This is a genomic window from Magnetospirillum sp. LM-5 (assembly GCF_902729445.1).
Classification (GTDB): Bacteria; Pseudomonadota; Alphaproteobacteria; order Rhodospirillales; family Magnetospirillaceae; genus Magnetospirillum.
This window is the reverse complement of sequence record NZ_CACVCE010000016.1, coordinates 38,300-49,762: the sequence shown is the minus strand read 5'-3', so window position 1 is coordinate 49,762 and position 11,463 is coordinate 38,300. Positions and strand designations below refer to the sequence as shown.

At 63.8% G+C, this 11,463-nt stretch carries 9 protein-coding genes; 6 read left to right on the top strand and 3 right to left on the bottom strand.

The annotated features are described in order from the left end of the window. The first annotated feature begins 305 nt into the window (after positions 1 to 305). Positions 306 to 2,207, top strand: coding sequence for a cache domain-containing protein (locus MTBLM5_RS08275; RefSeq protein ID WP_173975517.1), 1,902 nt, complete (start codon positions 306 to 308; stop codon positions 2,205 to 2,207). Between the two features lie 152 nt (positions 2,208 to 2,359). Here the strand turns inward: MTBLM5_RS08275 and MTBLM5_RS08270 are convergent, their stop codons facing one another. Next, positions 2,360 to 6,025: a vitamin B12-dependent ribonucleotide reductase gene (locus MTBLM5_RS08270; RefSeq protein ID WP_173975515.1), complete on the bottom strand. Its 3,666-nt coding sequence runs from the start codon at positions 6,023 to 6,025 to the stop codon at positions 2,360 to 2,362. Positions 6,026 to 6,389: 364 nt separating this feature from the next. On the opposite strand from MTBLM5_RS08270, the gene MTBLM5_RS08265 reads away from it, so the two are divergent. From MTBLM5_RS08265 to MTBLM5_RS08245, 5 genes are read left to right on the top strand one after another with little or no spacing between them, the layout of a single operon-like run. Next, positions 6,390 to 6,740 carry an NADH:ubiquinone oxidoreductase subunit NDUFA12 gene (locus tag MTBLM5_RS08265; protein WP_068502683.1) on the top strand — a complete coding sequence of 117 codons (351 nt, stop codon included), beginning with the start codon at positions 6,390 to 6,392 and terminating at the stop codon, positions 6,738 to 6,740. Positions 6,741 to 6,761: 21 nt separating this feature from the next. Then, positions 6,762 to 7,262 (top strand): MlaD family protein, encoded by a 501-nt coding sequence (locus MTBLM5_RS08260; RefSeq protein WP_173975513.1) that lies wholly within the window; start codon positions 6,762 to 6,764, stop codon positions 7,260 to 7,262. An 18-nt stretch (positions 7,263 to 7,280) separates the two neighbouring features. Then, entirely contained in the window at positions 7,281 to 7,775 is a 495-nt protein-coding gene (mlaD, locus tag MTBLM5_RS08255; RefSeq protein WP_173975511.1) for an outer membrane lipid asymmetry maintenance protein MlaD, read from the top strand. Next, positions 7,772 to 8,158 (top strand): DUF2155 domain-containing protein, encoded by a 387-nt coding sequence (locus MTBLM5_RS08250; RefSeq protein ID WP_082910987.1) that lies wholly within the window; start codon positions 7,772 to 7,774, stop codon positions 8,156 to 8,158. The genes mlaD and MTBLM5_RS08250 overlap by 4 nt, the downstream gene beginning before the upstream one ends. Positions 8,159 to 8,164: 6 nt before the next feature. Further along, positions 8,165 to 8,755: a GDSL-type esterase/lipase family protein gene (locus tag MTBLM5_RS08245; RefSeq protein ID WP_173975509.1), complete on the top strand. Its 591-nt coding sequence runs from the start codon at positions 8,165 to 8,167 to the stop codon at positions 8,753 to 8,755. On the opposite strand, the gene aat is transcribed toward MTBLM5_RS08245, so the two are convergent. Then, positions 8,745 to 9,386, bottom strand: coding sequence for a leucyl/phenylalanyl-tRNA--protein transferase (aat, locus tag MTBLM5_RS08240; RefSeq protein WP_173975506.1), 642 nt, complete (start codon positions 9,384 to 9,386; stop codon positions 8,745 to 8,747). The genes MTBLM5_RS08245 and aat overlap by 11 nt on opposite strands. Continuing rightward, positions 9,383 to 11,455 (bottom strand): methyl-accepting chemotaxis protein, encoded by a 2,073-nt coding sequence (locus tag MTBLM5_RS08235; RefSeq protein WP_254430960.1) that lies wholly within the window; start codon positions 11,453 to 11,455, stop codon positions 9,383 to 9,385. Before MTBLM5_RS08235 ends, aat begins: the two co-directional genes overlap by 4 nt. Positions 11,456 to 11,463 lie beyond the last annotated feature (8 nt).

The following is an 11,463-nucleotide window of genomic DNA, read 5'->3' as shown; positions in this document are numbered from 1 at the left end:
AGCGGGTCGCCCGCCTGCTTTGTTTTGGTCTCCCCGCTTTCGAAAGCGGGTCGTGCCCCCCCCGGGGGCACATCAACCAGCATCCCCCGTTGGGCTCGCTGTCTTGCCAATCATATGGGGGCGGTGGACCTGTTCGTAGAGCTTGTCGGACGGATCGGCCGAGTTCACAGAACACAAATCCGCACCTATTACTTGCGCATTTTTTGCGTGGCAACATGCCGCCTTATCCGGCACGATATTTCCATTGTTGAACACCGTTAAAGTTGGTCTGGGGACGATCGCACGTTAGCCGACAGGGGGGGGGCGTGCAGGGGGATGAGCGGCAGATATTCAAGCTCCAGCTATTCTCATCGGCGATCATCGTCGCCGTGATGGCCCTTGCGTTGGGCGGGTTGCTAATCGCCCAAGCCCGCAATGAATACGACGCCAGCCTCCTCGCTTTGGAAGAGCGGGAAACCCAGGCGATGAAGGACGAATTGATTCGTCAGGTCGAGACTGCCAAGAACTTCCTGAGCACCATGCAAGCCAGCACCGAGGAAATCCTCAGGCGGCAGATTACCGATCAAGTGGATCAAGCCTATGCACTGACCAGTGCACTCTACGCCCGCGAGCACGGGCGGTTGGGTGAAGGCGCGGTAAAGCGTCTGGTGATCGAGGCGCTTCGTCCCATCCGCTTTTTCAACGGAAAGGGCTACTATTTCGTCGATGACATGGACGGGAATTGCCTGCTGCTGCCCATCAACCCGAACCTTGAGGGCACATCGCTCCTGAATAATCGGGATGATGCCGGAACCTATATCATGCGAAGCCTGATTGATGCGGCCAACAAACCGGTCGGAGAAGGGTTCGCTCGGTATCGTTGGTATGCGCCAGGCAGCGACAAGAAAATGCTCGAGAAGATCGCCTATGTCCGCAAGTTCGAACCCTATAATTGGCTGATCGGCACCGGGCAATATCTTTCGGACGTGGACCAAGTGCTTCAAGCCGAGGCCAGAAACCGGCTTCGCGGATTGCGTTTTGGGCCATATGCAAAGGGGTATTTCGTGATTTATGGCCCCGGGGAGAAGGTCCTTGTCTCTCCGTCGCGGCCGCAGAGCGAAGATCATTTGATTGACGAACTTCCGCAAGATGGGCGGACAGTCGCCCGCGCGATCTTTGGCCAAGCAATGAAAGGGGATGGATTCATCCGCTATGACTGGGCCGTCGATGGAGGCGTATCGAACAAATCCACCAAACTGGTCTATGTCTCGAGGGTTCCTGGTTGGGACTGGGTCATTAGCGCCGGCCTATATCTGGATGATCTGGCCGCGACAATCGCCGAGCGTCGAGCCGCGCTGGATGAGAGCATCCGCAATAAAGTGCTGGTAACCGCGATCGCCACACTAGCAGGCGTCGTGATCTCTCTGGCAATCGGATGGAAATTCTCTCGCCTTACCCATCGAATGGTGGAAAGATTTCACGGCAAGATTGCTCTCAAGAATCAGGAGCTGGAGGCCAAGACAAAAACCCTTGAGCAATCTAACGCTGATCTTGAACAATTTGCCTATGTCGCTTCCCATGATCTTCAAACCCCGCTGAGAAACATCGTCCGTTACGCTCAGTTACTTGAACGTCGCTACATTGGTCAGATCGATGCAGACGCCGATGCCTTCATCGGCTTCATTGTCGATGGCGGGAAGCACATGAGCCAGTTGATCAGCGATCTTCTGGAATTTTCCCGTGTGTCTCGGCAATCCGCCCCTCTGACCCCGACATCCGCGACCGAGGCCATCACTCAAGCCCTTAAAAATCTCGAGCTTGAGATCGCCAAGGCCGAGGCCGAGGTGAACGTTGATGATTTGCCTCTGGTGATTGCCGATCAGACCTATTTGGTCAGCTTGTTCCAGAATCTGGTGGGCAATGGCATCAAATATCGAGCGGCGGATAAAAAGCCTGTGATCTCGGTATCTGCCAAGCGAGTCTCTCTAAGCCGCTGGCAGTTTGCCGTGACCGACAACGGGATCGGTATCGAGCCGCAATATCAGGAAAAAGTATTCGAGATTTTTCAACGCCTGGACCCGATCTCCAACAGAGAGGGCACCGGCATCGGCCTGACACTTTGCCGGCGGATCGTTCATCGCTTCGGTGGAACCATCTGGCTGGAATCAGTGCCCGGCGAGGGAACGACATTGTTCTTCACGCTTCAGGATGGTTCCGCCGCGTCCTGATCATCTCCGCGTTTTCGGCTTGGATGGCGCTCGAGTCCCGCCGTCTTTCGGCCATTCCCCAAACAACGCGGGCCGGCCCTCCGATGAGAGCCGGCCCGTTGCATTGAGGGACCCAAGAGAGGAAGACCCGGTCCCTCAAAAAACCGCGATCGTCACGAGCAGCCGGTGGTGCCGCCGCAGGTGTCGCACTTCAGGCAGGTGCCGTTGCGGACCAGCGTGAAATTGCCGCATTCGGGGCAGGCGTCGCCTTCATAGCCCTTCATGCGGGCCCGGCGGATCTGCTCGGCACGGGCGTCGAACTCCTGGATGGCGGTCTCGGCGTCCACCGACAGGGCCAGGGCGGTGGTCTGGGCCACCCCCAGGGTCGCGCCGGCGATGTCGGCCGACAGCGAGGCGGCGGTGGCGCCGCCATTGCCGCCCATGCCCCCGGTCACCACCAGGAACTTCGAGCGCACATAGCCCTTCGAGGCCACACGCTCGACCACCGCACCCAGCGGGTTGGCGTCGTCGAACTGGCTTTCGGCGGCGTCGCCGCGACCCACCGTGTCCGGGGTCAGGTCGGCCGGCTCGACATGGGCCAGGTCATTGCGCGACAGGTACGAAATCGCCAGCTCGCGGAAGATGTAGTCCAGGATCGAGGTCGACATCTTGATGGTGTCGTTGCCTTCCACCATGCCCGACGGCTCGAAGCGGGTGAAGGTGAAAGCCTCGACGAACTCTTCCAGCGGCACGCCGTATTGCAGGCCGATCGAGATGGCGATGGCGAAATTGTTCATCATGGCCCGGAAGGCGGCGCCTTCCTTGTGCATGTCGATGAAGATCTCGCCCAGCTTGCCGTCTTCGTATTCGCCGGTGCGCAGATACACCTTGTGGCCGCCGACCATCGCCTTCTGGGTATAGCCCTTGCGGCGGTCGGGCAGCTTGCGCCGGGCGGCGGCGATGATGCGCTCGACCACTCGCTCGGCGACGATCTCGGCCCGTGCCGCCAGCGGCTGGGCGGCGATGGCCTCTTCCAGCTCGCCGGCATCGTCCAGTAGGGCGGCCTGCAGCGGCTGGCTGAGCTTCGAGCCGTCGCGATACAGCGCGTTGGCCTTCAGGCCCAGGCGCCAGGACATCATATAGGCGTCCTTGCACTCGGCCACGGTGGCCGCGTTGGGCATGTTGATGGTCTTCGAGATGGCGCCCGAGATGAAGGGCTGGGCGGCGGCCATCATGCGGATATGGCTTTCCGGGCTCAGGAACCGCTTGCCGATCTTGCCGCACGGGCTGGCGCAATCGAACACCGGCAGGTGCTCGGCCTTCAGGAAGGGCGCGCCCTCCAGGGTCATCGAGCCGGTGCAATAGGTGTTGGCGGCGTCGGCTTCCTCGCGGGTGAAGCCCAGATGGGCCAGCATGTCGAAGCCGATATCGTCCAACTTGGCCCGATCGATCCCCAAGGTGCCGGTGCAGAATTCCTCGCCCAACGTGTACTTGTTGAAGACGAAGCGGATGTCGAAGGCGCTTTCCAGCGACTGCTCGACCCGTTCCAGCGCCGCGTCGTCGAAGCCCTTGGCCTTCAGACGCTCGTGGTTGATGCCCGGCGCATCGCGGAGCGTGCCGTGGCCGACCGCATAGCGGATGATCTCGGCGATGTCGGCCTCATTATAGCCCAGGGTGCGCAGCGCCTCGGGGACCATGCGGTTGATGATCTTGAAGTAACCGCCGCCGGCCAGCTTCTTGAACTTGACCAGGGCGAAGTCGGGCTCGATGCCGGTGGTGTCGCAATCCATCACCAGGCCGATGGTGCCGGTGGGGGCCACCACGGTCGATTGGGCGTTGCGGTAACCGTTCTTCTCGCCCAGGGCCAGGGCATTGTCCCAGGCCAGGCGCGCGGCGGCGACAATGGCCGCGTCGGGGCAATTGTCGGCGTCCAGCGGCACCGGAGCGATCTGCAGCCCCTCATAGCCCGAGGTCAGGCCATAGGCGGCGCGGCGATGGTTGCGGATGACCTTCAGCATCGCCTCGCGGTTGGGGGCGTAGCCGGGGAAGGCGCCTTGCTCGCCGGCCATCTCGGCCGAGGTCAGATAGGATTCGCCGGTCATCAGGGCGGTGATCGCCCCGATCAGGGCGCGGCCGTGATCGCTGTCATAGGGGATGCCGTCGGCCATCAACAGGCCGCCGACATTGGCATAGCCCAGGCCCAGGGTGCGGAATTCATAGGACAGCTGGGCGATCTTCTCGGACGGGAACTGGGCCATCAGCACCGAGATTTCCAGCACCATGGTCCACAGCCGGCAGGCGTGGCGGAAGCCCTCGATGTCGAAGGTGCCATCAGTGCGGCGGAAGCACATCAGGTTCAAGGACGCCAGATTGCAGGCGGTATCGTCCAGGAACATGTATTCCGAGCACGGGTTCGAGGCGTTGATGCGCCCCGATTCCGGGCAGGTGTGCCAGTCATTGATGGTGGTGTCGAACTGGATGCCCGGATCGGCGCAGGCCCAGGCCGCCTCGCCGATGGTTTCCCACAGGTCGCGGGCCTTCAGCACCTTCTTGACCTTGCCCGAGGTGCGGTGCTTCAGCACCCAGTCGGCATCCTCGATCACCGCGTTCAGGAAGTCGTCGGTGACGCGCACGGTATTGTTGGAATTCTGGCCCGAGACGGTCAGATAGGCCTCGGAATCCCAGTCGGTGTTGAACACCGGGAATTCCATGCTCTCGTAACCCTGGCGGGCGAACTGGATGACCCGCTGGATGGCCGATTCCGGCAGCATGGCGGCGCGGGCGGCGATGATCGCCTTCTTCAGGCGCTTGTTCTGTTTGGGGTCGAATCGGGCCTCGGACTGGGCGTCGCCGTCCCATTCGCGGCAGGCGGCCATGACCTCGCCCAGATTCTTGGCGGCCAGCTTCGAGCCGGACACCAAGGCGGCGACCTTCTGCTCTTCGACCACCTTCCAATTGATGAAGTTCTCGATGTCGGGATGATCGACATCGACCACCACCATCTTGGCGGCGCGCCGGGTGGTGCCGCCCGACTTGATGGCCCCGGCGGCGCGGTCGCCGATCTTCAGGAAGCTCATCAGGCCGCTGGACTTGCCGCCGCCCGACAGGCGCTCGCCTTCGCCGCGCAGCGCCGAGAAGTTGGTGCCGGTGCCCGAGCCGTACTTGAACAGGCGGGCCTCGCGCACCCACAGATCCATGATGCCGCCTTCATTGACCAGATCGTCGTTGATCGACTGGATGAAGCAGGCATGGGGCTGCGGATGTTCATAGGACGACTTCGACCGCACCATCTTGCCGGTCTTGAAATCGACGTAATAGTGGCCCTGGCCGGGGCCGTCGATGCCATAGGCCCAATGCAGGCCGGTGTTGAACCATTGCGGGCTGTTGGGCGCGCCCATCTGGCTGGCCAGCATGAAGGCCATCTCGTCGCGGAAGGCTTGCGCGTCTTCTTCCTTGTCGAAATAGCCGCCCTTCCAGCCCCAATAGGTCCAGGTGCCGGCCAGGCGGTCGAACACCTGCTGGGCGCTGGTCTCGCCGCTGGTGCGTTCCTTCTCGGGCAGGGAGTCCAGGGCGGCCTGGTCGGGCTCGTGGCGCTGCAGCCACTCGGGCACGCCCTTTTCGGCCACGCGCTTCAGGCGGGCGGGAACGCCGGCCTTGCGGAAGTACTTTTGCGCCAGCACGTCGCAGGCCACCTGGGACCAGGCGGCGGGAACGTCGATATCCTTGGCCTGGAAGACCACCGATCCGTCCGGATTACGGATCTCGCTGGTGGCCTTGCGGAATTCGAGGGCCGCGTAAGCGGAGGCCCCGGCCTTGGTGAAATGACGCTGGACGCGCATGGTCTCCCCTCTGTTCTTGCTGTGCCTGTCTGGTGCGGACAAGGAAGCTTGGGCGCAGGACACAAGGGGTTCCGGAATTTCCCTCGCGCCGCACTCTCCACAAGATATTGTGGTTAGCCCCCGACCGAGACGCAGGCTATGACAATCGCCGTGCCTGTTCAACAAGATTTTGACGAAATCGTGGCTGTTGGACACATTATGTAGTCACAATGAATCCGGCATTTTTGGCGGAATCTCGGCATTTTTTATGGATCGGCCACAAGATGATGCGGCTGGGGGCACGATCCTCTGGACGCGTCGGGGCGCATTTGCCATAGTCCGCCCCGATGATTTCCAACCCGGAAGCAAGAACGGGGACAATGGTATGATTAGCTTGGGCACATTGCTGTTCACGTGGGCCAACGGCAAGCTGGTGGGCACCGATTCGTTCGGCAACCGCTATTATCAGGCGCGCTCGGCCGCCAAGGGCGCCCGCGTCAAGCGCTGGGTGATCTATAACGGCCCGGTCGAAGGCTCGATGGTGCCGCCGGAATGGCACGCCTGGCTGCATTACACCTCGGACGCGCCGCTGACCGCCGCGCCGCGCCGCGAATGGCAAAAGGCGCACGAGGGGAACGCCACCGGCACCCAGGCCGCCTATCTGCCGCCGGGGCACGATCTGATGGGCGGCCGGCGCGAACGCGCCGCCGGCGATTACGAAGCCTGGCAGCCCTAGGCCGGGGCGGGGGACAAAGCCATGGTCACCAAGGGCGGCAATCGCGACATCGTCACCGGCGCGCTGGTGGTGGCTGTTGCCGCGCTGGTGCTGGGCATCGTCTATGTCACCCAAAAGACGCCGGGTGAATCCGACGATTCCGACGGCTATCTGGTGACGGCGCGGTTCAGCCGGCTGGACGGCATCGCCGTCGGCAGCCCGGTCCGTTTGTCGGGCCTGCCGGTCGGCAAGGTGGCGGCGCTGAGCCTGGCCCCGGATTTCCGCGCGGTGACCAGCCTGCGCATCCGGTCCGACGTGCAATTGCCCAGCGACACCGCGGCGGCGATTCACACCGACGGCCTGTTGGGCTCGAAGTTCGTGGTGCTGCAGCCGGGCGCCGAGGACCGCGTGCTGACCAGCGGCCAGGAAATCCCGTTCACCCAGGATTCGATGGTCATCGAGGACCTGATGGAAATGATCATCCAGCAGGGCCGGGCCAAGCGTGGCTATCTGGACCGGCCGCTGCCGTCCATCTCCAACTAAGCACCTAAGGGGACCAACATGGGACGCAATCTCATCGAGACCATCATGGGGGCCGTGGTGCTGGTGGTGGCCGCGTTCTTCCTGGTCTTCGCCTATACCCACGCCGATTTGAAGGAAGTGACCGGCTACGAGATCACCGCCCAGTTCTCCAGCGTCGGCGGCCTGGACAAGGGGTCGGACATCCGCATCAACGGCGTCAAGGTCGGCACCGTCGCCGATTACGAGCTGGACAAGGTCACCTTCAACGCCGTGGTCAAATTGTCGATTTCGCCCGATGTGCGCCTGCCGGCCGACACGGTGGCGACCATCGCGACCGAAGGGTTGCTGGGCGGCAAGTTCGTCAAGCTGATTCCCGGCCGCGCCAAGGACCGCATCCCCGAGGGCGGCCGCATCGCCAAGACCAAGGATTTCAAGTCGATCGAGGAAATGGTCGGCGAGCTGATCTTCCTGGCCACCGCCGACAACCCGGCGCCCGCGGCTCCCGCTCCGGCGGCGCCCGCCGGCCAGCAATGATCCGCGTTCTTGTCCTTCTGCTCGGCCTGATGGCGCTGCCGTCGCTGGCGGCGGCGCAGGTTCCGGCGGTGCCGGACCTGAAGCTGGACGTCGCCATCCTGGGCGGCCTGGACAAGATCACCGCCCGCGTCGTCACCATCGAAGCGCCGGTGGGTCAGCCCGTCCGTGTCGGCGGGCTGGAAATCATCGCCCATGCCTGCCGCAAGCGCCGGCCCGAGGAAAACCCCGAAAGTGCTGCGTTCCTGGATATCTGGGAACTGAAGCCCGGCCTGCCGGCGCAAAGCCTGTTTCGCGGCTGGATGTTCGCCTCCAGCCCGGCGCTGTCGGCGATGGAGCACGCCGTCTACGACGTCTGGGTCCTTGACTGCCGCAAGGCGCGGTAGGGTGTGATGCGGTTGTGTTTCGTAGGCGACAGCTTCGTCAACGGAACCAACGATCCCGACGGCCTGGGCTGGGTCGGCCGGGCCTGCCGGGACCTGCGCGCCGAGGTCAATGATTTCACCCTTTACAATCTGGGCATCCGCCGCGACACCAGCGCCGATATCCGCGCCCGCTGGCGGGGCGAATGCGGCCCGCGCCTGCCGGCGGGAATCGACGGCCGGGTGGTCTTTTCGTTCGGGGTCAATGATTGCAGCTGGGGCGATGTTGGCCCCCGTGTGGCGCCCGACCAGGCGATGGCCAACGCGCAGGCCATCTTGGTGGAATGCCGGGCGCAATGGCCGACCCTGATGGTCGGGCCGCCGCCGATCGCCTGTGCCGACACCAATTCCCGCATCGCCCTTCTGTCGGCGGCGCTGGCCGATCTGTGCGGTGGGATCGGCGTGCCCTATCTGGCGGTGTTCGACGATCTGGCCGCATCGCCGGAATGGATGGCCGAGGTGGCGGCCGATGACGGCGCCCATCCCCGCGCCGGCGGCTATGCGGTCCTGGCCGATCTGGTGCGCGGCTGGGAACCGTTCGCGGCCTGGCTCAGTCGGTGAGCGAATCCGCCGCCAGGCGCCAATCGACCGGTTCACGGGAAAATTGCGCCGGCATCGACATGGCGGCGGCCAGCATCGCCAGGTAATCCTCACGCGGGATTTCGACGGCGCCGAAGCGGACCAGATGGTCGGTGATGAACTGGGTATCCAGCAGCACGTAGCCGCCCTGCTTCAGCCGCGCCACCAGATCGACCAGCGCCACCTTCGAGGCGTCGGTGGTCCGACTGAACATGCTTTCGCCGAAGAAGGCGGCGCCCAGCGCCAGGCCGTATAGGCCTCCGACCAGTTCACCGCCCCGCCAGCATTCCACCGAATGGGCCAGGCCCAGATGATGCAGCAGGCAGAACTGCGCCAGGATTTCATCGTTGATCCAGGTCTTGTCGCGCCCGGGCTTGGATTCCGCGCAGCCTTCCATCACCGCCTGGAAGGCGGTATCGACCTTGATCTCGAACGGCGCCTTGCGCAGGACCTTCTTCAACGAGCGCGGCACGTGGAAGTCGGGCAGCGGCAGGATGCCGCGTTCGTCGGGATCGACCCAGTACACCCGCCGGTCCTCGCGGGCCTTGGCCATGGGGAACACCCCCATGGCATAGGCCCTCAGCAGCAATTCCGGCGTCAGGCCGCGACTCATCCGGTCTTTTCCATCTCCAGCAGACGAGCGCCCAGCGCGTCGAGCATGGCGATGATCGATTTCGAGGCCTGGTTCATGTCTTCCAGGCTGGCGAACGCCGCCTCGATGTCGCCGGCCGCGGCATGGATCAGGGCCTGCTTGGCGTGCTGGTGCACCGCCTGGTGCGGGTTGACGATGGCCTGATAGGCCGGGTCGGCCCTGAGCGCCTGGTCGGACAGGGCGTCGTACCACTTGCCCAGGCGGCAATTATGATGGTCGGGCACTTCGTCGGCGGTAAGCCGGATGCGGCCGACGATGCCGTCCAGGATGCGGCGCTTGAAGGTGATGTGGTCGTTCTTGGCCACCTCGACCAGCAGCTTGGCCGATCCCAATCCGGCATAGGTGCCGACCTGGGCGTTCAACTGCTCGATCATCGCGCTCATCGACTGCAGCACGCCCTCGAGCTGGTCGTTGTTGGAGCGCGACAGGGTGGCGACATGGTTGGTGCCGTGGGCCAGTTCCCCGGCGACGCCGCTTTGACGTTCCAGCACGTCGGCGATGTCGTTCATGTGGGTGCGCACCGAACCGACCTGGCCGGCGATTTCCTGCAGCTTGCCGCCCAGGTCGGCGACCATCGCCTGGCCGGCATCGACCACGGCGACGCTGGCCGACATGGCGCCGACGATCGACTGGATCTCGCCCTGCAATCCTTCGATGCGGCGACGGATATCCTCGGTGGCGCGGCTGGTCTGGTTGGCCAGGCCCTTGACCTCGCCGGCCACCACCGCGAAGCCTTTGCCGGCTTCTCCGGCGCGGGCGGCTTCAATCGTGGCGTTCAAGGCCAGCAGGTTGGTCTGGCCGGCCACCGCCTCGATGTCGGTGACGATCTTGCCGATTTCCAGCGACGCCTCGGCCAGGCCCTTGACCTTGGTGCCGGCCTGGTCGACCGATTCGACGATCTTCTGGAAGGCCGAAAGCGCCTCGCCGGATGCGCCCAGGCCGGAATTGGCCGCATCGCCGGCGCCGTCGGCGTCCGAGGCCGCCACCGAGCTTTCCGAGGAAATCGCCGTGATCGCCTCGCGCATCTGTTCGACCGAACCGGCCATGCCGTCGATCTGGGTGGCCGACAGGTCGATCTCGCGCTTCATGCGGGCCAGGCTGATCATCGCCTCGTTGCCCAGCATCGCCGACTGGACCAGCGAGCGCAGCACCTCGTGCTGCATGTTGATGCGTTCCTGCTCGGCCTGCTCGCGCATGCGCTGGCGCTCGGCGCTCATGGCTTGCATCTGGCGGCGATTTTCCGCCATGGTCTGCATCATCTTGGCGGCGTGGCCGAATTCGTCGGCGCGGTCGGGCTTCAGGCGCAATGAATCGACTTCGCCGGTGCCGTCGATGACGTCCATGTCGTGGGCCAGGTCGCGAAAGCCCTTGCCGATCGCCCGCGACAGCGTGTAGCCGAAGCCGCCCACCGCCAGCAGGATCAACAGGAACAGCATCGCCCGGCTGCGCAGCTCGGCCCGATAGATGGAATCGACGTCATCGACATAGATGCCCGAGCCCAGCACCCACGCCCACGGCTCGAAATGCTTGATATAGGACAGCTTGGGAAACAGTTCCTCGGTGACGCCGCCGCCCTGCTTGGGCTTGGGCCAGTCATAGGTGACGAAGCCGTGCCCGGCCTCGCGCACCACGTCGTTGAAGGCGACGAACAGGTTGGCTTTGGAAAGCGGCAGGGTCGGGCCGTCGGTACCGGCCCGGCGGCTGGTGGCCTTGTCGAAGCGGGAATCCGTCAAAGGCTTGCCGTTCAAGGCCGGCACGGTCGGGTGCATGACCATGCGCGGGACCGGCTGTTCCAGGTCGTTGATCCACAGATACTCGACCGTTTCATAACGCATGGCGCGGATGGTGGCGATGGCCTGGGCCTTGGCCTCGTCCTCGCTCATCCGGCCTTCCTTGGCCTCTTGGGCGAAGCGCTGCAGGACCCCCATGCTGGCCTCGACCACATGGCGCAATTTGATCTCGCGGGCGGCGAACAATTCACTTTTCAATTGAACGGCGTCGTAGATGAAGACCGCGGCCAGACCGGCCAACGGTGCCG